Here is a 23208-nt window from a genome sequence, read left to right as displayed (position 1 = left end):
CAGTGGAGGTTCACGCAGCCGACCGATCGAACGTCGCCATGTCTGGACGTACCCACCTTCCTGCGGTATAGATAAATCATCTAACTGATTAATCGCAGCGAGGAGCGTGTCATGACCGAGGCGTACATCATCGATGCAGTCCGCACCCCCGTCGGTAGGAAAAACGGCGCGTTGTCCTCGATCCACCCGATCGACCTGGGCGCGCACATCATTCGATCCGCGATGAGCCGCACGGATCTCGATCCGGCCGCCGTCGACGACGTCGTCTTCGGCTGTGTCGACGCGATCGGCGGCCAGGCGGGCAACATCGCCCGGACGTCGTGGCTGGCGGCGGGACTTCCCGAGGAGGTCCCCGGCACCACGGTCGATCGGCAGTGCGGATCGAGCCAGCAGGCGCTGCACTTCGCGGCACAGGCGGTGATGAGCGGGACCTCGGACCTGATCCTCGCGGGCGGTGTGCAGAACATGAGCCGGATCCCGATTTCGGCGGCGATGACCGTGGGCCGCGAATTCGGGTTCGACGACCCGTTCTCGGGATCGACCGAGTGGGCCCGCCGGTACGGCGATCAGGAGGTGTCGCAGTTCCGCGCCGCCGAACTGATCGCCGAGAAGTGGGGCGTCAGCCGGGAGGACATGGAGCGCTGGGCGCTTCGCAGCCACGAACGGGCGCATGCGGCAATCGCGGAGGGCCGGTTCGCGCGGGAGATCGCGCCGGTCGGCGACGTCGCGGTGGACGAGGGTCCGCGCGAGACCAGCCTCGAGGCGATGGCGCGGCTGCAGCCACTGCGGCCGGGCGGGCGCCTCACCGCGGCGCTGGCCAGCCAGATCGCCGACGGCGCCAGCGCTGTGCTCGTGGCCTCCGAATCGGCGGCGAAGACGCACAATCTGGTTCCCCGCGCACGCATTCACCACATGAGCGTGCGCGGCGCCGATCCGATCTTCATGCTCAGCGCGCCCATTCCGGCGACCGCGTACGCGCTCGCGAAGACCGGCATGTCCATCGACGATTTCGACGCCATCGAGATCAACGAGGCGTTCGCGTCGGTGGTGCTGTCGTGGCTGGCCGAGACCGGCGCCGACCCCGCGAGGGTCAACGTCAACGGCGGCGGCATCGCACTCGGACATCCCCTGGGCGCCACGGGAACCAAGCTGTTCTCGACCCTGCTGAACGAGCTCGAGCGGACCAACGGACGGTACGGGCTGCAGACGATGTGCGAGGGCGGCGGCACCGCGAACGTGCTCATCGTCGAGCGACTCGGCTGAGCCCGCTCAGAACAGCGTGGGGTCGGGCGCGGCGCCGGCCCCCACGAGCTCGCGCCGCTCGGGGGCGGGCGTGTCGCGGTGTTCGGAACGCCCGCCCAGCCCGTACTTCTCGACCATCGGCTCGACCCGCGCCTTGAGCCACGTCTTGTACTCCGGGGTGACGTACGCACCCCGGCCGTACAGCTGCCGGTACCGCCGCACCAGCGCCGGGTGTTCGGACGCAAGCCAGTTCAGGAACCAGCCTCGGGTGCTGCCGCGCAGGTGCATCGGGAAGATCGTCACGCCGGTGGCTCCGGCGTCGGCGATCGCCGACAGCAGGTTGTCGAGGTGCGCGGTCGAGTCGGTGAGGTACGGAATGACCGGCGCGACCATGACATTGCACGGCAGACCCGCGTCGGTGACGGACCGGATCAGGTCGAGGCGCGCCTTCGGAGACGGGGTACCGGGCTCGACGGCCTTCTGCAGTTCGGGATCGTGGATCGCGAGCGACACCCCGATGCCGACCGACACCTGCTCGGCCGCCTGACGCAACAGCGGTAGATCCCGTTGCAGCAGAGTGCCCTTGGTGAGGATCGAGAACGGCGTGCGCGATTCCGCGAGCGCCCCGATGATCGCGGGCATGAGCCGGTAGCGCCCCTCAGCGCGCTGGTACGGGTCGGTGTTGGTTCCCAGCGCCACGTGCTCGCGCTTCCACGATCGGCGCGCCAACTCCTTGCGCAGCACCGCCGCGACGTTCATCTTGACCACGACCTGGGTGTCGAAGTCGCGCCCGGAATCGAGGTCCAGGTACTCGTGCGTGGGACGCGCGAAACAGTACCGACACGCATGGGTGCATCCACGAAAAGTGTTGACCGTGAAGCGGAACGGCAGCGATGATTCCTCGGGCACCTTGTTGAGCGCGCTCTTGCACAGCACCTCGTGGAACGTGATCCCGTCGAACTCGGGCGTCCGGACACTACGCATCAGCCCGGCCCGTTCCAGTCCCGGGAGCGCGTCGTCCGTCGCGTCGAGCGTCTGCCCCTGCCACCTCATGAACCCAGTCGAACACGCGTGCGAACCCGTGTCAACAGAATCCTCGAAATCGTGTTCGAACGGTGCGCGCGAAAGACGCCCCCACCCGCCTGACAGAATCTGCCCATGACCAGAAAGAACATCTCGTCCGGTTCCGAGTGGGAGCCCAAGATCGGCTACTCGCGCGCGGTGCGCATCGGCAACCAGGTCGCCGTGTCCGGCACGACGTCGCCCGGCGCCACCCTCGAGGAGCAGACCCGTGGCGCCCTCGCAACCATCGCCGCGTCCCTCACCGACGCCGGCGCGTCGCTGTCCGACGTCATCCGCACCCGGATGTACCTGCGGGACATGTCGAAGTGGGAGGAGGCCGCGCTCGCACACGGTGAGGTGTTCGGCGAGATCCGTCCCGCCACGACGATCCTCGAGGTCAGCGCCCTGATCGACTCCGACCTGCTCATCGAGATCGAGGCCGACGCCGTCGTCGCCGACTGAGCCTTCCGATTCTCGGACCGTCCGTCGAGCAGTGTCCGACGGACGGTCCGAGTCGTTTCGACGATCCCTCGTGACTCACCTTGGCTTCGACGCCGCCGTCGCGCCGATCCCAGCTTCTTGTGGTCGCAATGTCCTCACGCGAGCGTTCGTCGTCGATATCGTGAGCCCGATGAAGGCTCGGGATGTCGGCGTAGTTGCCCTGGCAGCAGGCCTTGCGGGTGCCGGAGTGATCTATCTGCACGAACGGCCACCGAAACGTCCCGACGCGGCGCAGGTGGCCGCAGAGGTGACCTGTCTGGATCCAGGCATGTTCCCGGGTCACTTCCCGCCACCGGCGCCGCAAACCTTCACACCACCTGAACCCGGTGTCGTCCCAGAAGGTTTCGATCCGGTGGCCGTCGTGACGTGCGCCGGCGGTTCGGGCAGAACGTACTTCGCCGCAGACGGGCAGCAACCCGCCGGAACAACAGAGGTAGTGGAAGAAGTACACCGCGAGGGTGACCTTCGTGAACTGCTGACCGCACTATCCGAGCACTCGGATCCGCAGGGATGGTGGATCGAGGCCTGGTTCGGAAAGACTCGCCGACCGCCGTCCGGCCACTGCACCCCCGGAACGACATGCCCGCTACTGTGGCTGGTCGACCGCGATGGACGCGCCATCCGCCCATCGATTCCGCTCACCCGGTCCGGAGCATCGAAAGCCGAGGCCCACTACGCCATCGCCCGCCTGCCGATCGTCGGCAGCGTCCAACACAGTCTGAATGTTCCAGCCTCGTCCGGTCGATGATGATGAAAGTGGTAGTCCCCATTTGGTTTCGGACAGGGCGCAATGCCCAGTTTGTTACGGTGCGCCATGACATTTCCGCTCCGTCGCGCACGCAGGGTTGGCACGTCGGCGCTTGCCGTCGTCGTGGCAGCCTATCTGTCCGTGGCGTTCGTCTATCACAGCCTCAACATCTTCACGCCGCCCGAGCGGATCAAGTCCCTGGGGCGGACCTACATGTTGAGCAACACTCCACAGCTCAGTCTCGACGAGCTGAGCGATAGGCGGTCGCCGAGCTTCACGAGGTACAACACCTTCGAACGTGTCGGCACACTTCTGCCCGACCACCCGATCTACCAGTGGCAGAGCGACGTAAACCGCGGCCACGCCACGTCGGACGCCTACCTCGAATGGGGCAACCGGTATGTCAGCTACGGAATTCTGGGAGCCCCGTAACTCCCACACGGTCCTGACGACTTGTCGATCGCCAACGCCCCATTGACTTTTCGTCGAACAGGGTGGGTGAATGGCACGGTTTCCGATGACCGAAGATGACCGGCCGGCGTGGGGTTGACGTGGCGGATGCGTGTCAGGACGAGCCCATGGACACCGAGCCCCGAAGCTGCCCCGGCGCGGTCGGAACCGGATTGATGATTTGCAAGTTCTGCGAGAGCGGGACCTGATGCGTCTGCCACCACGGATCGAGCTGAAAACAGTCCACCGGAAGCTATTGCGCCTGCGTTCGACCCGTCTGGCGGCGCCTGGAGAGGATCCACGCTGCCGATTCACCGACGTCGACGTCTGCGGCAAGCCGGGTGAGGAGATCATCGACGCCGGGCGTACGCCAATTGGCGATGGCGTAGACGAGTTCATGCCGCACAGAGACATCCGGGTAGGTCGCGTACGCGGAGAGTTCGCGGATGGGGCCGTGCCAACGTTGACGGCCGCCGGCGAGTCCGATCCGGCGGATCGATTCGGCGGATCGATTCGGCGACCGCCGCATGGTGTCCGGCCGCTGCTGCATCGGCAAGCTGAGCCAGAAGGACGTGTCGCGGTTCGAACGGGCCATCCAGCGCATGCGGCCTACGCTCACGCAACCGGGCCGCCCCGTACCCGCCGTACGGCGCGCATCCCTCACACGTACATGGCACCGTCCCATGTGCATCGGGAGAGTATCGCCACCCCGTATTACGCGGCGCCGGGCGGATCCGACTGATCTCGCTGGCGTCGATGCCCCTGGGCACGAACACCTCCCAGCCACGAGCATCGTCCAAGCGCCGCACAGCAGCCACAGCCTCCGCCGCACTGCGGGGACGAGCCCGGTCGCCGTAGCGGCCGACCGCAACCAACTCGTCGTCCGGGATTCGGAAGGTCACCGCCACAAGCGGCTGACGCACATGAAACCGTGCGATCTCGCGTACCCATTGATGCGTAAGCACGTACGACTCGACCCGCGGGAACGCATAAACACCACGTCCATCGATTCTGGCGAGCAGATCAGCGCTGCCGGCATTTCCACCAGCGGCCTTCATCCGAGGCGCTGCGCTCAACGCCTTCAAACCCACTCGGCGGACGCGCTGCGCGATCCGCTCCGAGGTGACATGAACAAACAACGCCATAGCGCCCGACAGTCTAGCGACGACTCCACCCAACTGGGACCACGACGTGACCGGCCGCGGGCCGGCCGCCCGCCGAGTGCCACTCGACGGGCGTCCCGCGCCGTTCGATCACGAGCACCCGTGGGTCAGAACATGAACACGCCGCGCGCCGCCAGCCACGGGATCGGGTCGGTCTTGATGCCGCCGGGCAGATCGACCTCGAAGTGCAGGTGCGGACCGGTCGAGTTGCCGCGGTTGCCCACGTTCGCGATCCGCTGTCCGGCGGACACTCGCTGCCCCACCGAGACGAAGTTGACGTCGTTGTGGCCGTAGGTGGTGACGGTGCCGTCGTTGTGACGGATCCGGATCCACAGACCGAACCCGGATGCCGGGCCGGCGTTGATGACGGTGCCGTCGGCCGCGGCGAGGATCGGCGCGCCCATCGGGGCGGCGATGTCGATGCCCTGGTGCCCACCGCCGAAACGCGTCGTGATGGGTCCCGATGCAGGGCGGACCACGCCACCCAACCCGAGGCTGCCGAACGGCAGTCCGGAACTCGATCCGAAGTCGAGGCTCTGCAGGCTCCGGACGGCTCCCGCGACGTTCTCCACCATTCCGGCGGCATCGTTCAAGAACTGCGCAACGTCCGCCGAACCGATCGGCGGGAGCGCGGGCTGCGCGGCCGCCGTCGATCCGGAACCGATCACGAGGGCGGCGGTCAACCCCGCGGCCGACACGGCTCCGGCGGCTATCCGCCGGATTCCCAACTGCCACTTCGAACGTCCCATTCCCACACCCTTTCGTCGAGCGTTTGATCGGTTCGGAAGAACCGCATCGGACAGAACTCGCTACGAATCGCTGAGAGGAACAACTTCCATATCCGGGCGTTGCGCGCAACTCGAACAGCGCTGGCGGCGACTCCCCCGGTGACCCGAATCAACGGCGGACAACGCCGCGACCAGCACGTTTACCGGGTCGCCACGATTGACACGGACCCGAGAACAAAACCGACCGAAACTGCCGCCCGCGCACCCGCCGCCGCGCACCGGAATCGTCACGGACCGGTTCGGCCGGGACGCGACACGAAGGAACGGCATCTAGTCGGATCCGCCTTTCGACTTGGATGGCGGTGCACCGCACCGCACCCCATCTACTATCTAGGTACGTAGAACGTAACAAAGCGTCGGAATTCCGTGGCCGGATTGCGACCCCTGGTTCGAGCGGCGGCCCGGGCAAACCCGGCGTCGTATCCTGAGAAGCGACCATATCGGGAGGCAAGCGTGCGCGTACGCGGATTCGGCGAGCTCGAAGCCGTCGTGATGGACCGCCTCTGGAGCCGGGACGGTGCCGCGACCGTCCGGCAGGTGTTCGACGAACTCGTCCAGGAACGCGAGATCGCCTACACGACCGTGATGTCCACGATGGACAACCTGCACCGGAAGGGCTGGCTCGAGCGCGAACGCGTCGGCAAGGCGTTCAGCTACTGGCCCACGCTCACCCGGGAACAACACACCGCACGCCTGATGCGCGACGCCTTCGACGACGGTGGTCGATCCGATGTGGTGCTCACACATTTCATCGAGCAGATGACCGAGGAGGAGTCCGCGAGCCTGCGGACGGCTCTCGAGCGGCTGACGCCGCCCGGGGACCGTCGATGAGTGCGGCAATCTGCCTGCTCGGCTACGCGGCGGCTGTCGCCGTCGTGGCGCCGCGCGTGCTGACCAGGCTCACTCGCCGGGGCACCGCGCCCCGCCTGGGCGTCGTCGCCTGGCTCGCGGCGATCGGATCGGTCGTGGCGGTCACGATTGCCGCCGCCGCAATCGCCGCTGTCGATCTCGCCCGAGCCGCCCGACCGGGCAACCCGTTGACCGAGGCGTGCGAGCACCTCGCGAATCTACTTCTCGGCGACCACCCCGGATCCCCCGCGCGATACGGCACCGCGGCGGTGGCGACCGCCGCGGTGGTCGCCACCGGCGTCGCGGGAATCCGCCTCGCCCGCAACCTGTCCGCCAGCCGCCGCAGCACTCACGGCCACGCCCGTACCGCCCGCCTCGTAGGCCGGCCGATCGTCGGACGCGACGCCGTCGTGCTCGACGCACCGCAGCGCGCGGCATACTGCGTCGCCGGTCGCCCGCACGCGATCGTCGTCACCAGCGCCGCCCTCGACGTCCTCGACGACCGCTAGCTCGGTGCGGTTCTCGCGCACGAGCGCGCCCACCTCGCGGGTCGACACCCGCAGGTTCTCGCCGTCGTGCGCGCGCTGGCTGCGAGCGTCCCCCGGGTGAGGCTGTTCACCACCGGGGCAACGGAAGTCGCGCGCCTGCTCGAGATGTGCGCCGACGACCGGGCGACACGCACTCACAGCCCGCACGCCCTGCTGCGGGGCCTGATCGCACTCACGGGACCGTCACCTGCAGGGGCGCTGGGCGCCGGAAACGTCGCGGTGCTCGACCGGGCGGACCGGCTCGCGTCGCCGCCGGGCGCGCTCGACCGCGCCCGCACCCGCGCCGTCCTCTCCGCGACGATCGTCGCGCTGACCGGCCTTCCGCTCGCCGCCTCGGTGCTCATGCTCGCGGGGCGGATGCTGTGCCTCACCGCACTCGTGTAATTCGTCCGTGACCAGGCGCTTCCGCACGCCGCGGGCACTCCGATGCATTATCTACTAACCTACTACGTAGGTACGTAGTCACGGCGCCCCGGCACACATCCATCACGACGAGCGCGGAATGACGACCGCCCCCACACATCGACCGACGCCCTTCACTCCCCCGATGACGAGAGAACCCGATGATCCGATTCCGAAGTGTCGCTCTGCCTTTCATCACCGCTGCGGCCCTGCTGGTCGGTGGCTGCACCAGCGAGCCGCAGTCCGAGGCGGAAACCTCGACACCTCCGATCGATCCGCGCCGCGCGACGATTGCGCTCAACCCCGAACTCGACCACCTGCACGGTCTGCACGTGGACGCCGACGGTTCGGTTCTCGCCGGAACGCACTCGGGCCTGCTGGCGCTCGCCCCGTCCGGGAACACCACTCGCGTGGGCACATCCGACGACGACCTGATGGGGCTCACCGGCGTCCCGGGCACCGACACGCTGTTCTCGTCCGGCCATCCCGGCCCGTCGAGCGATGCGCCCGACCCGTTGGGGCTCGCCCTGAGCAGCGACGGCGGCGTGACATGGGAGCCGCGCTCGCAGGTCGGCGAGGTCGACTTCCACGCCCTCGCCACGGACGGCGAACTGCTCGTCGGGGTCGACACGTCGTCAGGCCTGCGGGTGTCGACCGACGACGGCCGCACGTGGACTCCGGGCGCACCCCTGACCACGTGGGCGCTGGCGGTCAACGCCGGCGGAGTGTGGGCGGCCACGCCGGAGGGGCTGCAGCTCAGCGTCGACGCGGCGGTGACGTTCACGCCCGTCGCCGGCGCTCCACATCTGGATCTCCTCGCGGCCGGGCGGGACGGTGCGCTGTGGGGAATCGACGTCGACGGCAATGCGTGGCGCAGCCGCGACGGCCGCGCCTGGGAGGAGTTCACCCGGGTCGGCGAGGTGGAGGCGCTGACCCCGCTCGACTACGACACCGCCTACGCGGCAACCGCGCAGGTACTGCACACCTTGCGCTGATCGCGCCGACCGAGCCGGCACCGCCTGGACCGACCGCGCCGACCGTTCCGTCCACGGGAACGCGGAGCGGCACAATGGATGCGCCACTGACGGCCCTCGATAGCCTCCGAAGCCCGGTGACAATGTCGGATGTCGAAATCACACGACTACGCTTGGATTGATTTATGGTCAATCTCAACTGCCAAACTATCGCGCTGACCGCCCCTTTTTGAGCCACTTTCCGACCTATGATTTGAGCATCAGTCATAGCAGGAGCGTGTTTCAGATGATCTACACCGTTGAGTGCAGCTTTGCCGAGCCGACACGAGAGGACGAGTGGAACGAGTTCTACTCCGACCGCAAGCTGCCGGCACTCATCTCCGTCACCGGGTTCCACACCTCGCAGCGGTTCAAGGCGATCAGCACCGGATGTCCGGTCTACCTTGCCCTTCACACCATCGACGGCCTCGAGCTCCTGAACGGGGACGAGTACAGGGAGAAGGGCGGCGGAAACTTCGCTCGCTGGCAGCCCGACATCACCGACTGGCACCGCAACCTCTATGACGGACTCGACCGCGCACCCGACGTGGCCGCAGGCGAGTACCTGGTACTGAGCTCGACCGGCCCGGAGGGTCTGACGCAGCTCGGACTCGCGCCACATGCCATGTATGCCGTCGCGATGGAGAAGAACCCGGAACAGCGCTGGCTGGCCACGACGGCGAGCACTGATTTCCCGCTCCTGCAAAGCCTGCCGAAGGACGTCGACGTCTATGTGGCCCTGACTCCCCAGCTCAGGACTGCATCGTCTCTGGCGGCATCCGAGAAGAGGTAGTCCGGCATGCCGAACCTGACGCTGTATATCGACTCCGGAGCCATGCCGTCGGACGAGACACTGGAACGGCTCACCGAACAGTGCACCGAGCTCTGCACGGGCACGTTGCAGGCTGCGCTCGAGAACGTGCACATCGTCTACCTGCCCGTGCGACCGGGCCGAGGTCACCCGGTATTCGCCGAAATCTTGTTCCGCGAGGAGCTGTTTCGTCCGCCCGCGGTCATGGACCGCTTCATGCAACAGATCGATGACGCGATCACCGACACCGCGGGCCTTACCGCCCGCATCCGCTGCTTCAGCTTCGCGAAGCAGCACATTCACGCACGCAACTAGCGAAACTGAGCGAGGCTGAACATGACAGACATTTCATTTCCCACCGAGAAGATCAGCGAATACACCGTCACCGCCATCAGCGACGGATACCTGCCGGCGAGTCTGGACCTTCTCCTGAACGTCGATCACGACGAGGCATCCGAGTTGCAGCAGCGAGGTGGGCTGAACGATCAGTCCCCCATGCATATCAACAGCTATCTGGTGCGTGGCGCCGGCCGCACCGTCCTGGTGGACGCCGGGGCGGGCGGCATCAAGCACTGGGGTGGCCGTTTGACGGCCTGCCTGCCGCTGGCAGGGGTGCAGCCTTCGGAGATAGACACGATTCTTCTCACGCATGCACACCCCGATCACGTCGGTGGCCTCCTCGACGGGTCGGGACAAGTCGTCTTCCCCAACGCGGAACTACTGATTCACCAGCGCGAGGCTGCCTTCTGGCAGGACGACGGAAACCTTGCACGCGCGAACGAACGGGCTCGCGGCAACTTCCAGATCGCCCGCCGAGCCCTCGACGCCTATGGCAGCAGGCTGCGCACATTCAAGGAGGGCGAAGTCTTGCCCGGCATTTCGGCAGTTCCGCTTCCCGGCCACACAGATGGCCACACGGGCTACCTCGTCAACTCCGAAGATCAGAGTGTGTTCTTTTGGGGCGACACTGTGCACTTTCCGGCCGTCCAAGTAGCGCGGCCCGATGCATCGGTCACGCTGGACAACGATCCAGCCCGTGCCGCCGATACACGCTCCCAGGTGCTCGAGATGGTCAGCACCGAGCACCTGCTTGTTGCTGGTCCGCATCTGAATGATCGGGGATTCGCCCGGGTCGAGCGGTCGAATACCGGCTACTCGATCAGTGACGAGGGCTGAGTGGCTGTAGCTTCCGACGCAGCGAGGGACGAATCCGGCTCGGCTTGTTCCACCATCCAATCGGAGAACTCGTCGAGCAGTTCGGTGCGGGAGCTCCGCGAGTTGGTGACGAGGATGAAGTCCTTGCCTACCTGCTGTCCGGGTGGCCCAACTGAAACGAGTCTCCCGGTGCGGATTTCGTCGGCGACGTAGAGATAAGGGACGAGCGCCACACCAAGACCGGCAAGAGCCGCCTCGATCAGCATCGAGAACTGCTCGAAGCGGCTTCCGGCCGTCGCGTCCTGAAGATCAATCCCGAACTCACGCGAGTAGTCGCGCCAGCTCTCGGGCGTCGTGGTCTTGTGCAGCAACGGCAGTCCCGGAAATATCGCGGAATCCGCGCTGTAGCCCTGCAGCAGAGCAGGTCCGCACACCGGGATCAGGGAGCTTCGGAACAAGTGCCGTGATTCGGCGCCGGCCCAAGCGGGATGGGCGAATGTGATCGCGGCATCGAAAACGCTGCCGTTCAGCACAAACGGATCATTTCGTGTGCTGAGATTCACGACCACGTCTGGATGCTCCTGCAAGAACAACGGAAGTCGCGGTATCAGCCATCTGGTGGCGAAGGTCCCGATCGATGCGAGCTCGAGCACTCGCTGCTGCGGCGGTGTGGTCATCACCTGAAACGTCGACTGCTCCAACGACACGAGCAACCGCCCCAGCTCTTCTGCATAGCGCTCCCCGTGCGCTGTCAGCTCCACGCGGTTACCGCCTCGAAGAAACAGCGACACCCCCAGGAACGCCTCCAACCGCGCAACCTGGCGGCTGATCGCCCCGTCGGTGACGACCAGCTCCTGGGCTGCCAGCGAAAAGCTGCTATGGCGTGCCGCAGCCTCGAAGGCCAACAACGTCGAGGTGCTGGGGATCTGTCTAGCCGGCATAGGCGCCCTCCTCGAGGCTTGACCTATTGTAAACAAGAGGCTCTCAACTGTGCGATGGCAACGGCTGTTTCGTGGCGCTGGGTCATCTTGCCTTGATTCATGGTCAAGGTAGACGGCCCAGTGGGCGGTGGCATGACGTTCGTAGTCAGCAGCGGCCACCACGTTCGGCACCACACTCGGCGGCTCGACACGCGGCACGTTCCCCACCACCGGTAGCTCGACGCAGTTGACGGGACCTACGGAACGTAGAAGACCGCGAAGCCCGGGGTGATCGTGCCTGCCGCGGGCAGGACGGCGACGGCCAGTTGCCCTGCCCCCGTCGGCAAGGTCGTCTCGGCCGGGATTCCGCCCAGCCCGTCGGACAGCCGGGCGGAGCCGGACGCGCCGGTCGACAGGTTCAGCCAGCGCACCTCGGACGAGAGCGGACATCCCCACCGCCCCTCCTTGTCGCCGGTGATCGTCACCGCGCCGGGTTGTTCGCCGACCACGGCCGCACAGCGGACCGCGGGCGCATCGAAGCTGCCGTTCGGGTTCCCGAAGGGGGCCGGGTCGATCTGGAAGGGAACCGTCACCGCCGCGGAGGCCACCGCCACCGGCGCCAGAACCGGTCCGGCGACGATAGCCGCGCAGACGGCCGATCTGCGAACGAGATTCATCACGGCGATCTCCTGTGGTCCGGAACGAGGCATGCTGCCCATCCTCCCCTGGGAGCGCCGTCGCCGCTGTCGAGATGCACCGAGGAATCTCGGCGTGAGACCGATTGGGCGGCGCCGGTCCCCACCGATGTCGGTGCAGCAGCTACGACGTCGCGATCCTGTCGATGATCGACTGGACCACGGCGCCGTACCGCCGCACGAGGTCCTCGGTGTCGATCGACTCGGCGGGCAGGAGTCCGACGGTGCGGATGCCACTGGCGAGTCCGAGAAGCACGGCCACGACCATCTGGGTGGGCAGCTTGTCGTCGGACGTGTCGCCGATCTTGCCGGAGATGCCGCGGATGTACCGCTCGCGGGCGTCGGTCTGCGCCGCCTCCCGGTCGGGTGCCTCGTGGATGAGCAGGGGCATCATCACCCAGGGCTCCGACTCGTCGGCGTCACGCCGTTCGACGATGTTGCGCACCAGGCGGTAGCCCGGCGCCTCGTCCTCGCAGACGTGCGGATCGTCGGCGGCCGACGGCAGCGTCGGCGCCGCCGCCTTGTACAACTCGGCCTTGCTGCCCATCATCTTCATCACCATCGCCGGCGAGTAGCCCGCCAGTTCGGCGACGTCCTTGATCGTGGTGGCCGTGTAGCCGCGTTCGGCGAACAGCCGACGGGCGGCGTCGATGATGTTGTCCCGCGTGGACTTTCCGCTCACCCGACCAACCCTAGTCACGGCAGTCACGACGCCGTCTCGACCTGGGCCCCCGCCGCGGCCTCGACGACGGTGGACGTGCGCACGGTGCGGGGCATGCGGGGAATGAACCACGCCACCACGGCCGCGAGCAGTGCCATGCATCCGGCGACGGCGAACACCGTGCGGAACGCACCCAACGTGGGCAGCGGGACACCGGCGATCTCCACCGTCATCGCGGTCAGGAGCGCGGTGACGACGGCGCTCGACGTCGACGTTCCGATCGAGCGCAGCAGCGAGTTGAGGCCGTTCGACGCGGCGGTCTCGGTGATCGGCACCGCCTGCATGATCAGGATCGGCATGGCCGAGTATGTGATCGCGGTGCCGATGTTGACCACCATGGCGCCCAGGATGATCAACGCGACGGACCCGTTGAAGGAGAACCGGATCACGTACGCGACTGCGAGGATGAGCGCGCCGGTGATGAGCGTGATGCGCGCACCGAACCGGGTGGTGATCTTCGCCGACAGCGGCGAGAACACCACCATCGACAGGCCCGCCGGCACCATGCACAGCCCGGCGGTCAGCACGCTGAGCCCGAAGCCGTAGCCGGTACTCTGCGGCATCTGCAACTGCTGCGTGGTTGCGAGCATGTTCGCGAACATCGCGAATCCGACGATCATCGACGCCATGTTGGTCAGCAGCACCGGACGCCGCGCAGACGTCCGCAGGTTCACCATCGGATCGGTCACCCGAAGCTGGTAGGGAACCCAGATCGCGAGCACCACCACGGCGAGCGCGAAGCAGCCCAGGGTGCGCCCGCTGCTCCAACCCCAGGCGCCGCCCTTCGAGATGCCCAGCAGCAGGCCCGCGAGTGCGACGGACAGGATGATCGCACCGAGGACGTCGAATCGCCCCGGCGAGCGGACCTTCGACTCGGGGACGACGATCGCGACCGCGGTGAGCATCACTGCGCCGGCGGCCGCCGAGATCCAGAAGATCGCATGCCACCCCAGGTGGGGGTAGATCACGCCGGCCAGCGGCAGGCCCAGCGCGCTGCCCATGCCGAGGGTCGCGCTCATCAGTGCCGTTGCGGCGGGCACCTTCTCGCGGGGCAGTTCGTCCCGCAGGATTCCGATACCGACCGCGATGAGCGACGACGCGAATCCCTGCATGCCGCGGCCGATCAGCACCGTGACGAACGTGCCGCCGATCGCGGCGAGCAACGAGCCGCTGACCATGGTCGCCATCGACACCAGCATCATGCGCTTCTTGCCGACCATGTCGGCCAGGCGGGAGACGATCGGGGTGGCCACCGCCGCGGTCAGCAGCGTGACCGTGACCAGCCAGAACGCGTTGTCGGCGCTCACGTTCAGGATGTGCCGCAGGTCCGGGAGCAGGGGCACCACAAGCGTCTGCTGCAGGGAGACGAGCGTGCCGCACAGGCAGAGAACGGCCGTGATCAGCGCGCTCGATCGGCGTGGGGCGGTCTCCTCCTGCGGGAGCGGAGCGGCGACGGGACGTGCGGCCAATGGATCATCTCCGAACATCTGGAGCGGTCGGCGGCTGTCGAAGGACGGCCACCGCAACATGGTGAATGAGCGTTCACCCGAGAGTGAACACCCATTCACCACGCGCGGGCAAATCGCCGTCCCACTCCGAGGGAGATGTGACCGATGCGTCAGCGCCGCGCGAACTCGCCCGCGTCGGCCCACCGCCGGCGCTCGGCTCCGAACGCGACCGCCTGCTTCGCCCGGAACGCCTCGATCGAACCGGCGTGGTCGGCGAGGAACCGCTCGTGATCGGCGAGCGAGAAGTCTTCCGTCGGCGATCTCGACCCCGCCCGACCCGCGGCCCGCGGCGAGATCGGCCCGCAGGTCCAGGAGTTCGTCGGGGCCGACCGGGTACCACGAGATCCGGTCGAAGAAGCGCAGCAGCCACGGCGTCCCGTCCTCGAACGGCCCCGCCTGCTGCGGGTGTCGGTGGTTCCACACCGGCGTGGTGCGGCCGACGAACTGGTAGCCGCCGGGACCCTCCATGCCGTAGATGCACAGGTACGCCCCGCCGATACCCACGGCGTTCTCCGGTGTCCACGTGCGAGCTGGGTTGTACTTGGTGGTCACCAGCCGGTGCCGCGGGTCGAGCGGGGTGGCGACCGGAGCGCCCAGGTAGACGTCACCGAGTCCGAGGACCATGTAGTCGGCGCCGAAGACCGTGTCGAAGACGTCGTTCACGGAGCCCAACCCGTTCATGCGGCGGATGAACTCGATGTTCCACGGGCACCACGGCGCGTCGGCACGCACACCGTGCATGTAACGCGCAATGGCCTCCCGGGTCGCCGGGTCGTCCCACGACAGCGGCATCCGCACCGTCCGGCTGGGCACCACCAGCTCGTTCGCCGCCGGGATCCGGTCCTCCGCCTCGGCGAGGAGCCCGAGCAGGGTCGCGACCGGCAGGACGTCGGGGTCGACGCGCACCTGCAGGGATCGGATGCCCGGTGTCAGGTCGAGCAGCCCGGCCGGACGTTCGGCCTCGAGCCGCTGGTGCAGTGCGTGCACGCGGGCCCGCAGCCCCAGGTCCAGCGTCATGTCCCCGTACTCGACCAGGACGTTGTCGTCGCCGGAGCGCCGGTAGGTGACGGGGGTGTCGCCGTCGCGGCGAGCGAGGACACCGTCGTCGCCGTCGCCTCCGGTGGAGAGCACGGCCGGCAGCGCCGCGCGCCGTCCGACACCGAGCTCACGCTTGGACGCCGCCCGCGCCGACCGCACGGGCACGAACCGCACCGTGTTGCCGGGGGCCAGCTGGCCGAGTTTCCAACGATCGGCCGCCACCACCGTCACGGGGCACACGAAGCCGCCGAGGCTGGGCCCGTCGGGTCCCAGCAGGATCGGCGTGTCGCCGGTGAAGTCGAGCGTGCCGACGGAGTACGCGTTGTCGTGGATGTTGGACGGGTGCAGCCCAGCCTCGTCACCGTCCGGCCGAGCCCAGTCCGGTTTGGGCCCGTTCAGCCGCACCCCGGTGCGGTCGGAGTTGAAGTGCACCTCGTAGTCGGTGCCGTACAGCACGTCGATGTCGGCGCGGGTGAAGAATTCGGGGGCCCCGTGCGGCCCCTCCGTCACCGCGATGTCCCAGTGCTGCGACAGTGCCGGAACCGCCTCGGACGGGACCGGCCACGGTGCGGACCCCGGCGCATCGCCGAGAGCGAGCACGTCGCCCTCCCGCAGCGTTCGCCCCTCGTGACCGCCGAATCGTCCCAGCGTGAACGTCGAAGCGCTGCCGAGGAATTCGGGCACATCGAGTCCGCCGGCGACCAGCACGTAGACCCGCAGCCCGGGACCCGCGACGGCGCCTACGTCGAGTACTCCCCCGGCCGGAACCCGGACCGGACGCCACTGCTGGGCCACGGCGCCGTCGACGGTGACCCGGGTCGGTGCCCCGGTGACGCACACGTAGGTGGGCTCGTCGAAGCGCAGCGCCGGTCCGCCCATGAGGGCCTCGAATCCCGCGGCGCCCTCCGGATTTCCGAGCGCCACGTTGCCGAGGCGGAAGGACAGGTCGTCCATCGGCCCCGACGGCGGCACCCCGATCTGCCAGTAGCCGGCCCGGCCCGGGTAGTCCTGGACGGTGGTGCCCATGCCGGGCCGCAGGACGGTGCACTTGGCGGTCATGGCCGCACCTCCACCGGTCGGGTGACGATCATGCGGACCGCGGTGGGGTCGAAACCGTTGCAGGGGTTGTTGATCTGCGGACAGTTCGACACCAGCATCAGCGCGTCGACGTCCGCACGGAGCGCCAGACGCTTGCCGGGTGCGGACAGCCCGTCGACGATCCCGAGTGACCCGTCCGCGTCGACGGGCACGTTCATGAAGAAGTTGATGTTCGAGACGAGGTCCCGCTTGCCGAGGCCCCACCGCGTGCCCTCGGCCAGGAAGTTCTCGACGCACGCGTGCTGGTGTCCGGTGTGGTGCCCGTAGCGCAGCGTGTTCGATTCCTGCGAGCACGCACCACCGACGGTGTCGTGGTTGCCGACCTCGTCGGCGACGATCGTCATGAGCGGACCGCCGTCGTCGGCCCGCAACACGCTGCCGGTGGTGAGGAACAGGTTTCGCTGCCCGACGACCGTCGCGGCGGCGGAGTACCGCCGGGAACGGCCCCCGGCGGCGTAGATCAGGGTGTCGACGGCCTGGTTGCCGTGCAGGTCGACGATCGTCAGGACGTCGCCGACGGCGATCACCGCCGACCAGGGGCAGCGCGGGGCCACCGTCTGGTCGAGGACGACGTCACCGGGCACGAGCGCCAGCTCTTCGGCGGCGGGGAGCAGGGTGGTCATCGGGCGTCCTTTCCTTCTCGGGGTGCCGCACCGTGCAGTGCCGCACCGTGCAGTGCCGCACCGTGCAGTGCGGCCCAGGCGTCCTCGGTGTTGAGGACGGCGCGGCGGTATTCGGGATCGTCGTTCGGCAGGACGGCGAGGTCGTCGGGTGCGGGCCACGCGAGTACCTCGAGCGGCGTGGTCCCGAACTCGGGTGAGGGATCGAGCGGGTGGGCCGTGTTCGCGATCTGCACGATCACCGGCAGGTGCAGCAGCAGGTCCACGTGGACCCCCGGGCCCGCGGTTCCGGTGCTGGTCAGGGACCCGTCGGGCTCGACCAGCACGCCGTGGAAGCACGACAGCGACGGCGGCAGGTCCCGCGGCTGCAGGTCGTGCTTGGCGGCGGCGACGGTGAACAGCTCTCGACCGGCGGGCGAGGCGGAGTGCAGCGCCCCCGCCCCGTACTTCTCCCGATTCGTGGTCGCGCTGGTGGTTCCGCACAGCGCATCGTGGTGGCCGGAGGTGTCGGCGACGACGGTCGCGAGGACCCGCCCGGCGTCGGAGAGCAACGGGTGCCCGGCCCCCAGGTACGCCTGCCACGGAACCTGACGGTGTCGGCGACGTTGAGCCGTTCCCACGGCGCGTCGGCGCGGTGGAGCAGCAGGTGCGCGCACGCATTGCCGTCCAGGTCGCGCAGCCGCAGGCGGGTGCCGCGGGCCAGGACCTTCGACGTGTACCGACCGCCGGGAACGGCTTCCGCCCAGACGAGACGGTCGGCGGTGACGCCGGCGGGCGGGGTGGGCCAGTCCGAGGCGGGCAGCACTGGCATCGCGTCGGTTCGGGTTCCGGCCTGGGCCCGGGCGTGCGCGCGGGCGGCCGCGGTGGTGGAGGTGTCGTTCGACGGGTCGGCGAGTTTGCGGGTGGTCACATCAGGCTCCAATCGTGACGGGGTTCGGGACGCGCTCGGCGCGGGAGGAGTAGCAGGCGGCGCCGGCGATCACCACGGCGAGGACCGTGAGCGGCGCGGCCCACTGCAGGATCGGGTATTCGCCGGTCGGGTTGAAGATCTCGGCGCGGGGCCAGGACAGGTTGACCACCATCAGCGCGCCGTAGGCGACTGCGGCGACATTGACCGGGATTCCGAACACGCCGAGCGAGAACAGCTCTCGCCCTTCGGCATCGACGTCGGGTCCCCCGAGCGGCCGGCCGCTCAGTCGCCGGACGAGAAGCGGAACCGTCACCATGAGGTAGGCGAGGTAGATCAGCACGATGCACACGCTCGAGAGGGTCGCGAAGATCGCCGAGTTGCCGACGTTGACCGCGAGAACGCCGATGCACAGCAGGCCGATCAGCACGCTCGGCGCGATGGGTGTGCCGGTGCGGCGGTTCACCTTCGAGAGCACGTCGCTCGCGGGTAGCCGGCCGTCGCGGGCCATCGAGAACATCAGGCGCGACGCGGCGGTCTGGATCGCGAGAGTGCAGACGAACACCGCGATCGCGACGTCGACCAGCAGCACGGTCCCCCACGGCGAGCTCAGGATCGAGGTCAACACGTAGGGCAGCCCCCAGGCCCAGATGTAACCGGGCTGAGAGCCGGCGGCGCCGGTGTCGAAGACGACGTCGGGGCCGCGCTGGGCGTGCGTGAAGAACATCCCGATCACCGCGACGACGCCGACGATCTCGCAGGTCACGCCGATGCTGTTGATGCGCGACATCCAGTTCACGCCGATGCAGTTGATCGTGGTGGTCGAGACCAGCAGGACCGAGCCGAGTAGGACGGCGTTCGCGGCGCCGCTCGGCGACGTGAGCGCGGAATCGTCGCCGATCACCTGGAAGCCGCCCCAGATCGACGGCAGTACCACCTGGAGCGCGATCGCCGCGGCGGCCGCGGTGACGATCTGCGCGATGATCATGAACCAGCCGGCGAACCAGCCGACGATCTCCCCGCCCAGGCGCCGCGACCACTGGTAGATCGCGCCGGAGATCGGGTAGCGGGCCGCGAGTTCCGCAAAGCACAGCGCGACTATGAACTGCCCGAGGAAGACGACGGGCCAGGTCCAGAAGAAGGCCGGGCCCGCGAAACCGAAACCCAGCCCGAACAATTGGAAGATGGTGGTGAGGATCGAGACGAACGAGAAACCGGCAGCGAAGGAGCCGAACTTCCCGAGGGAGCGATGCAATTGCTGTTCGTAGCCGAACTCGGCCAGGTCGCCACGGTCGCTCGACGCCGTCGTCACGGTAGCAGTCATGAATCCTCCTGCGGGAGATGGAGATCGTCACCTTCGGGCATCCCGGGACGCTGGTTTCTGTCACTCGACAGTTTTCAGAGCGGAACGACACGGCCGATGTCGTGCAGGTTGCGATCGTGGGTCCGGACCGCCCGCCCCGGTAACCGACGCGTGTCACCGATTACGCGCGGGTGACCGGCCGCTCACAACCGCAGGTCGAGCGAATCGCGCTGCGCCACTTTCCTGGAAGGATGGGAGCCATGACCACGACGGGTGCCGGTCGACCACGGCTGTCGACGCGCAAGCGACCGGGCGCGACCGCGCGGGAGGAGATCCTCGACGCCGCGGCCGAACTGTTCACGACGCGCGGGTTCACCGGCACGTCCACGCGAATGATCGCCGACGCCGTCGGGATCCGGCAGGCGTCGATGTACCACCACTTCGCGACCAAGGACGACATCCTCGCGACGCTGCTGCTCGGCACCGTCACGGCGCCGGTCCAACGCGCCGAGCAGTTGCGTCAGACCTGCGACGACGCGATCGTGCGCATCTACGCCCTCGTGCTGTTCGACACCGGCCAACTCGCCGACTCCCGCTGGAATCTCGGCGCCCTCTACCTCCTGCCCGAGGTCACTACCGAACGCTTCACCGAGTTCCGAGCCCTCCGCGACGACCTCATGGCCCACTACGCCGCCTTCGCCCGGGACGCGGTCGACGCGATCGGTGGAACCGACTGCGGGCCCGGCACCGCCGAACTGCCGTTCCGACTCGTGGAGGCCACGATCAGTGCGCGGTCGGACGCCGCTGCGCACGCGACGACGTCCGCTCTGACCCGCCACACCATCGCCGCCGCCGCGCTGCGCACGCTCGGCTGGACCGACCCCACCGAGCCGATCGCCACCCGGGCCGCGGAGGCGCTCGACCGGATCGCCGCGAGTTGTCCACAGCCGGACAAGTGACGTCCGCGCACGCCACCGCCGGTCGGCTACAGTGTCATCCGAAATCGGTCATCCGATTCGACGACTGGGGGGTCATCTTGAACGGATTTCGGGCTGCGCCCGATGAGATTCGCGCATACGGGAACGTCGCGGCGGGAGCCGCCGCGCACATCGCCGCGACGGAGGGGTTGGACGTCGCGGCCGACGTCGCGGCCCTGACACCGGTGTTCGGCTTGATCGGCGCCGACTTCCTCGCGACGTACGCCACCACGCAGGCGACACACGCGGGATCGGTCGCCGCGCTGGCGAACGTGTACGCCGGGACCGGATCGGTCGCGCACGCGATCGCGGCCGCGTACGACGCCGCGGATCAGGCGACCGGCGCTGTATTGGGCTCCGCAGGAACCGCTCTGGGGGAGAACGCATGACGACGCCCGACCCGAACGCTCCGGGAGCCGGCGCTCCGACGGTGCTCGACCTGCTGCAAGCGTCACCCGTCGGCCCCGTCCTGGACATGCCGGTCCCCCGCACCCCGATGGAAGCGCTCCAAGCGTCTCCCCTCGGACCGGTGCTGGACACGCCGTTCACCGACATTGCAGCGGGGGCGCTACCCCCGTTACCGGCGCTGCCGGCACTGCCACCGTTTCCGCAGCTTCCGCCGCTGCCCGGGATCGATCAGCTACTGCAGCCAGTGACCGACCTCGCGAGCACCTTCGGTATCGGCTCCATCGGCAGTTTCGATCCGACGGCACTGCTGCGCCAGTCGTCGTCGATCATCGACACCGCGCTGTCGATGGGGATCTCGGGGCTGCGTGCCCTCGACGGGGCGTGGGACGGGGAGGCGGCGGTCGCCGCGCAGACGCAGGGACAGCAGACGCAGATCTCCGGCGAGCAGCTCAGCCGGCGCGGCAACGAGATCGCGTCGGTCACCCAGGAAGCGGCCGGCACGGTCGCGCGCGGCAACGCCGAACTCGTAGCTGTCGCCGAGTCGTTCGTCGCGACCGCCGTCGCCGCGGCCCCGGTGGCCCTGACGCCTCCCGGGCAGACGATGCTCATCGCCGCCGCGGCCGACCACCTGCAACGCGCGCTGTCCGTGGTGGCGAAGACGCGCGCCGAACTGGCCGGTCAGCAGACCGCGCTGGCGGCGCTCGGCACCCCGATCCCGGTTCCGCCGGCACCGATCCCGGCACCGGGACTCGGGACCGGCGGCGGCCCGTCCCCGATCGCGGTCGCGGCCTCGCTGCTCGAGGCCGTCGGCAAACCCATGGTCCAGTCGGCAGCTCGGGAGCTGCCGGAACAGACCTACGCCGCGAGCGTGACCTCCGCCGATCGCGTGGACTACGCGCCCCGCACCGCGGCGGCGGCCGTCGGCGGCGGACACGTCGCAGGCTCGGCCGGTTCCGCGATCTCCTCGGCCGGCGGCGGCGCTTTCGGTGGCAGTTTCGGCGGAGGACTCGCCGCGGCCGGTTCCCCCGCGCGCGGTTCCTCGGCGGCGCAACTGTCCGCGGGAACACCGACGTCCGCACTGACCGGCCAATCGGCAACGACCACAACAGGATCGACAGCGGCTACCACCACGCCGGGCGGGATGGCGTCCCCCGGAATGATGTCACCGGCCGCGCGACACGGCTACGACGACACCGTCGATCGCTCGACGCCGGGATATCTCCTCGGAGCCGGACCGAGCAACACCGTGGTCGGCGACCTGCCGCTCGTGGCACCGGCCGTCATCGGGGCCGTGGACCCGGACGACTTCGGCTTCGACGACTGAGCCCGGCGCCGCCCCGCATCGGGGCGGCGTGGCCGGTCGCGTCAGATCAGGCCGAGCGCCCGAACCGCGTCCCGTTCCTGCTCGAGTTCGACACCCAGTCCCCGTCGGTGGTGCCGCGAACCCAGTCGCGCACGTGATCGATCGCGGCGCTGGCCGCGCTCGCCGCGGACGACGATCCCCGGGCCGCGATGATCGCGGTTCCGCGTTGCTGGACCGTGGGGACGAACTCGTGCTCCACCCACGCCCGGTCCGACACGGCGTCCTCGGCGGGCTTGTCGCCGACGAGCGCGTGGGTCAGATCCGGATATTGGGTAGCGGAGTGGTTGCCCCAGATCGTCATCCGCCGGATGTCGGCGGCGGCCTCACCGGTCCTGCGCGCGAGCTGCGCGATCGCCCGGTTGTGGTCGAGCCGGGTCAGAGCCGAGAAACGAGTACGCGGCACCTCCGGCGCGTTGTTCATCGCGATCAGCGCATTGGTGTTGGCGGGATTGCCCACCACCAGCACCTTGATGTCGTCCGCGGCCCGCGCCTGGATCGCACGCCCCTGGTCGGTGAAGATCGCACCGTTCGCCGCCAGGAGGTCCGAGCGCTCCATGCCCTGGGTGCGGGGTCGCGCCCCGACCAGCAGGGCGACGCTCGAGCCGTCGAAGCCGACGAGCGGGTCGTCGGTGATCTCGACGCCGTCGAGGAGCGGGAACGCGCCGTCCTCGAGTTCCATCGCGACCCCCTCGGCGATGCGGACGGCCGCGGGAATCTCCAGCAGACGCAATCGAACCGGGGTGTCGGGGCCGAGCATGTCGCCTGCCGCGATCCGGAAGAGCAGACCGTAGGCGATCTGACCCGATGCCCCCGTGACGGTGACCGTGACCGGTGAATTACCGACAGCTGCAGTACTCATACCGCCTCCTCGCGTCGTAGTCGGCAGCCCCCACGCTAGTCACGAATTGCACGGCGGGA

The 23208-nt window shown here is 68.4% G+C and carries 23 protein-coding genes and 3 pseudogenes; 14 read left to right on the top strand and 12 right to left on the bottom strand.

Annotation, left to right across the window (positions count from 1 at the left end):
• Positions 1 to 111 precede the first annotated feature (111 nt).
• Positions 112 to 1263: an acetyl-CoA C-acetyltransferase gene (locus tag ACQ5DX_RS08975; RefSeq protein ID WP_430332293.1), complete on the top strand. Its 1152-nt coding sequence runs from the start codon at positions 112 to 114 to the stop codon at positions 1261 to 1263.
• A gap of 6 nt (positions 1264 to 1269) precedes the next feature.
• Here the strand turns inward: ACQ5DX_RS08975 and ACQ5DX_RS08970 are convergent, their stop codons facing one another.
• On the bottom strand, positions 1270 to 2295 hold the full coding sequence (locus ACQ5DX_RS08970; protein ID WP_430332292.1) for an Rv2578c family radical SAM protein: 1026 nt from the start codon (positions 2293 to 2295) through the stop codon (positions 1270 to 1272).
• A gap of 105 nt (positions 2296 to 2400) precedes the next feature.
• Here ACQ5DX_RS08970 and ACQ5DX_RS08965 point away from each other — a divergent pair, with 105 nt between their 5' ends.
• The 3 genes from ACQ5DX_RS08965 (at position 2401) to ACQ5DX_RS08955 (ending at position 3985) form a co-directional block, all read left to right on the top strand.
• On the top strand, positions 2401 to 2766 hold the full coding sequence (locus ACQ5DX_RS08965; RefSeq protein WP_430332291.1) for a RidA family protein: 366 nt from the start codon (positions 2401 to 2403) through the stop codon (positions 2764 to 2766).
• A gap of 31 nt (positions 2767 to 2797) precedes the next feature.
• The gene (locus ACQ5DX_RS08960; protein ID WP_430332290.1) at positions 2798 to 3553 is read left to right on the top strand and encodes a hypothetical protein; all 756 of its coding nucleotides are present in this window, start codon (positions 2798 to 2800) and stop codon (positions 3551 to 3553) included.
• Positions 3554 to 3619: 66 nt separating this feature from the next.
• Positions 3620 to 3985 (top strand): hypothetical protein, encoded by a 366-nt coding sequence (locus tag ACQ5DX_RS08955; protein WP_430332289.1) that lies wholly within the window; start codon positions 3620 to 3622, stop codon positions 3983 to 3985.
• 271 nt (positions 3986 to 4256) lie between these two features.
• Here ACQ5DX_RS08955 and ACQ5DX_RS08950 read toward each other — a convergent pair whose 3' ends face one another.
• Together ACQ5DX_RS08950 and ACQ5DX_RS08945 are read right to left on the bottom strand one after the other, a co-directional pair.
• Positions 4257 to 4598 (bottom strand): hypothetical protein, encoded by a 342-nt coding sequence (locus ACQ5DX_RS08950; protein WP_430332288.1) that lies wholly within the window; start codon positions 4596 to 4598, stop codon positions 4257 to 4259.
• A gap of 675 nt (positions 4599 to 5273) precedes the next feature.
• Positions 5274 to 5642 (bottom strand): annotated as a pseudogene (locus ACQ5DX_RS08945) (M23 family metallopeptidase); the annotation flags it as partial.
• A gap of 765 nt (positions 5643 to 6407) precedes the next feature.
• Here ACQ5DX_RS08945 and ACQ5DX_RS08940 point away from each other — a divergent pair.
• The 7 genes from ACQ5DX_RS08940 to ACQ5DX_RS08910 all read left to right on the top strand — a co-directional run bounded on the left by ACQ5DX_RS08940 (position 6408) and on the right by ACQ5DX_RS08910 (position 10753).
• Complete coding sequence (locus tag ACQ5DX_RS08940) at positions 6408 to 6785, top strand: BlaI/MecI/CopY family transcriptional regulator (protein WP_430332287.1); 378 nt, start codon at positions 6408 to 6410, stop codon at positions 6783 to 6785.
• Positions 6782 to 7312 carry a hypothetical protein gene (locus tag ACQ5DX_RS08935; protein WP_430332286.1) on the top strand — a complete coding sequence of 177 codons (531 nt, stop codon included), beginning with the start codon at positions 6782 to 6784 and terminating at the stop codon, positions 7310 to 7312. Before ACQ5DX_RS08940 ends, ACQ5DX_RS08935 begins: the two co-directional genes overlap by 4 nt.
• Before the next feature lie 96 nt (positions 7313 to 7408).
• Positions 7409 to 7735: a hypothetical protein gene (locus ACQ5DX_RS08930; protein WP_430332285.1), complete on the top strand. Its 327-nt coding sequence runs from the start codon at positions 7409 to 7411 to the stop codon at positions 7733 to 7735.
• 179 nt (positions 7736 to 7914) lie between these two features.
• A complete protein-coding gene (locus ACQ5DX_RS08925; RefSeq protein WP_430332284.1) occupies positions 7915 to 8748 on the top strand; it encodes a F510_1955 family glycosylhydrolase in 834 nt (277 codons plus the stop codon).
• A 265-nt stretch (positions 8749 to 9013) separates the two neighbouring features.
• Positions 9014 to 9559: a hypothetical protein gene (locus ACQ5DX_RS08920; RefSeq protein WP_430332283.1), complete on the top strand. Its 546-nt coding sequence runs from the start codon at positions 9014 to 9016 to the stop codon at positions 9557 to 9559.
• Positions 9560 to 9565: 6 nt separating this feature from the next.
• Positions 9566 to 9892 (top strand): hypothetical protein, encoded by a 327-nt coding sequence (locus ACQ5DX_RS08915; protein ID WP_430332282.1) that lies wholly within the window; start codon positions 9566 to 9568, stop codon positions 9890 to 9892.
• A gap of 21 nt (positions 9893 to 9913) precedes the next feature.
• Positions 9914 to 10753 carry an MBL fold metallo-hydrolase gene (locus ACQ5DX_RS08910; protein ID WP_430332281.1) on the top strand — a complete coding sequence of 280 codons (840 nt, stop codon included), beginning with the start codon at positions 9914 to 9916 and terminating at the stop codon, positions 10751 to 10753.
• On the opposite strand, the gene ACQ5DX_RS08905 is transcribed toward ACQ5DX_RS08910, so the two are convergent.
• From ACQ5DX_RS08905 to ACQ5DX_RS08870, 8 genes and pseudogenes are all read right to left on the bottom strand, one after another.
• The gene (locus ACQ5DX_RS08905; protein WP_430332280.1) at positions 10729 to 11673 is read right to left on the bottom strand and encodes a LysR substrate-binding domain-containing protein; all 945 of its coding nucleotides are present in this window, start codon (positions 11671 to 11673) and stop codon (positions 10729 to 10731) included. The two genes, ACQ5DX_RS08910 and ACQ5DX_RS08905, sit on opposite strands and share 25 nt — an antisense overlap.
• Before the next feature lie 236 nt (positions 11674 to 11909).
• Positions 11910 to 12329: a hypothetical protein gene (locus ACQ5DX_RS08900; protein WP_430335594.1), complete on the bottom strand. Its 420-nt coding sequence runs from the start codon at positions 12327 to 12329 to the stop codon at positions 11910 to 11912.
• 142 nt (positions 12330 to 12471) lie between these two features.
• The gene (locus tag ACQ5DX_RS08895; protein WP_430332279.1) at positions 12472 to 13029 is read right to left on the bottom strand and encodes a TetR family transcriptional regulator; all 558 of its coding nucleotides are present in this window, start codon (positions 13027 to 13029) and stop codon (positions 12472 to 12474) included.
• Between the two features lie 23 nt (positions 13030 to 13052).
• Positions 13053 to 14555, bottom strand: a complete 1503-nt coding sequence (locus ACQ5DX_RS08890) for an MFS transporter (RefSeq protein WP_430335593.1) — start codon at positions 14553 to 14555, stop codon at positions 13053 to 13055.
• A gap of 131 nt (positions 14556 to 14686) precedes the next feature.
• Positions 14687 to 16673 (bottom strand): annotated as a pseudogene (locus ACQ5DX_RS08885) (5-oxoprolinase/urea amidolyase family protein).
• Positions 16670 to 17335 (bottom strand): urea amidolyase associated protein UAAP2, encoded by a 666-nt coding sequence (locus ACQ5DX_RS08880; RefSeq protein WP_430332278.1) that lies wholly within the window; start codon positions 17333 to 17335, stop codon positions 16670 to 16672. The pseudogene ACQ5DX_RS08885 and the gene ACQ5DX_RS08880 overlap by 4 nt, the downstream one beginning before the upstream one ends.
• A pseudogene (locus ACQ5DX_RS08875) lies at positions 17332 to 18242 on the bottom strand (urea amidolyase associated protein UAAP1). The gene ACQ5DX_RS08880 and the pseudogene ACQ5DX_RS08875 overlap by 4 nt, the downstream one beginning before the upstream one ends.
• A gap of 1 nt (position 18243) precedes the next feature.
• The gene (locus ACQ5DX_RS08870; RefSeq protein WP_430332277.1) at positions 18244 to 19563 is read right to left on the bottom strand and encodes an amino acid permease; all 1320 of its coding nucleotides are present in this window, start codon (positions 19561 to 19563) and stop codon (positions 18244 to 18246) included.
• A gap of 239 nt (positions 19564 to 19802) precedes the next feature.
• Between ACQ5DX_RS08870 and ACQ5DX_RS08865 the strand changes: the two genes are divergently transcribed.
• The 3 genes from ACQ5DX_RS08865 (at position 19803) to ACQ5DX_RS08855 (ending at position 22251) form a co-directional block, all read left to right on the top strand.
• Complete coding sequence (locus tag ACQ5DX_RS08865) at positions 19803 to 20501, top strand: TetR/AcrR family transcriptional regulator (protein ID WP_430332276.1); 699 nt, start codon at positions 19803 to 19805, stop codon at positions 20499 to 20501.
• Between the two features lie 77 nt (positions 20502 to 20578).
• Entirely contained in the window at positions 20579 to 20908 is a 330-nt protein-coding gene (locus tag ACQ5DX_RS08860) for an ESX-1 secretion-associated protein (RefSeq protein ID WP_430332275.1), read from the top strand.
• Entirely contained in the window at positions 20905 to 22251 is a 1347-nt protein-coding gene (locus ACQ5DX_RS08855) for a hypothetical protein (protein ID WP_430332274.1), read from the top strand. The genes ACQ5DX_RS08860 and ACQ5DX_RS08855 overlap by 4 nt, the downstream gene beginning before the upstream one ends.
• Before the next feature lie 46 nt (positions 22252 to 22297).
• Here ACQ5DX_RS08855 and ACQ5DX_RS08850 read toward each other — a convergent pair whose 3' ends face one another.
• Positions 22298 to 23149: a malate dehydrogenase gene (locus tag ACQ5DX_RS08850; RefSeq protein ID WP_430332273.1), complete on the bottom strand. Its 852-nt coding sequence runs from the start codon at positions 23147 to 23149 to the stop codon at positions 22298 to 22300.
• Between the last annotated feature and the right edge of the window lie 59 nt (positions 23150 to 23208).

It is taken from the genome of Rhodococcus sp. ACT016 (genome assembly GCF_050477185.1).
GTDB lineage: Bacteria > Actinomycetota > Actinomycetes > Mycobacteriales > Mycobacteriaceae > Prescottella.
This window is presented reverse-complemented; position numbering and strand designations above follow the sequence as displayed.

Bases quoted from the DNA above. Each gene is read 5' to 3' on its own strand.
- ACQ5DX_RS08915 (WP_430332282.1), top strand. From the start codon at position 9,566: ATGCCGAACCTGACGCTGTATATCGACTCCGGAGCCATGCCGTCGGAC.
- ACQ5DX_RS08920 (WP_430332283.1), top strand. From the start codon at position 9,014: ATGATCTACACCGTTGAGTGCAGCTTTGCCGAGCCGACACGAGAGGAC.
- ACQ5DX_RS08975 (WP_430332293.1), top strand. From the start codon at position 112: ATGACCGAGGCGTACATCATCGATGCAGTCCGCACCCCCGTCGGTAGG.
- ACQ5DX_RS08870 (WP_430332277.1), bottom strand. From the start codon at position 19,563: ATGACTGCTACCGTGACGACGGCGTCGAGCGACCGTGGCGACCTGGCC.
- ACQ5DX_RS08970 (WP_430332292.1), bottom strand. From the start codon at position 2,295: ATGAGGTGGCAGGGGCAGACGCTCGACGCGACGGACGACGCGCTCCCG.
- ACQ5DX_RS08855 (WP_430332274.1), top strand. From the start codon at position 20,905: ATGACGACGCCCGACCCGAACGCTCCGGGAGCCGGCGCTCCGACGGTG.
- ACQ5DX_RS08935 (WP_430332286.1), top strand. From the start codon at position 6,782: ATGAGTGCGGCAATCTGCCTGCTCGGCTACGCGGCGGCTGTCGCCGTC.
- ACQ5DX_RS08910 (WP_430332281.1), top strand. From the start codon at position 9,914: ATGACAGACATTTCATTTCCCACCGAGAAGATCAGCGAATACACCGTC.
- ACQ5DX_RS08925 (WP_430332284.1), top strand. From the start codon at position 7,915: ATGATCCGATTCCGAAGTGTCGCTCTGCCTTTCATCACCGCTGCGGCC.
- ACQ5DX_RS08900 (WP_430335594.1), bottom strand. From the start codon at position 12,329: ATGAATCTCGTTCGCAGATCGGCCGTCTGCGCGGCTATCGTCGCCGGA.
- ACQ5DX_RS08880 (WP_430332278.1), bottom strand. From the start codon at position 17,335: ATGACCACCCTGCTCCCCGCCGCCGAAGAGCTGGCGCTCGTGCCCGGT.
- ACQ5DX_RS08905 (WP_430332280.1), bottom strand. From the start codon at position 11,673: ATGCCGGCTAGACAGATCCCCAGCACCTCGACGTTGTTGGCCTTCGAG.
- ACQ5DX_RS08965 (WP_430332291.1), top strand. From the start codon at position 2,401: ATGACCAGAAAGAACATCTCGTCCGGTTCCGAGTGGGAGCCCAAGATC.
- ACQ5DX_RS08850 (WP_430332273.1), bottom strand. From the start codon at position 23,149: ATGAGTACTGCAGCTGTCGGTAATTCACCGGTCACGGTCACCGTCACG.
- ACQ5DX_RS08890 (WP_430335593.1), bottom strand. From the start codon at position 14,555: ATGTTCGGAGATGATCCATTGGCCGCACGTCCCGTCGCCGCTCCGCTC.
- ACQ5DX_RS08950 (WP_430332288.1), bottom strand. From the start codon at position 4,598: ATGGCCCGTTCGAACCGCGACACGTCCTTCTGGCTCAGCTTGCCGATG.
- ACQ5DX_RS08865 (WP_430332276.1), top strand. From the start codon at position 19,803: ATGACCACGACGGGTGCCGGTCGACCACGGCTGTCGACGCGCAAGCGA.
- ACQ5DX_RS08955 (WP_430332289.1), top strand. From the start codon at position 3,620: ATGACATTTCCGCTCCGTCGCGCACGCAGGGTTGGCACGTCGGCGCTT.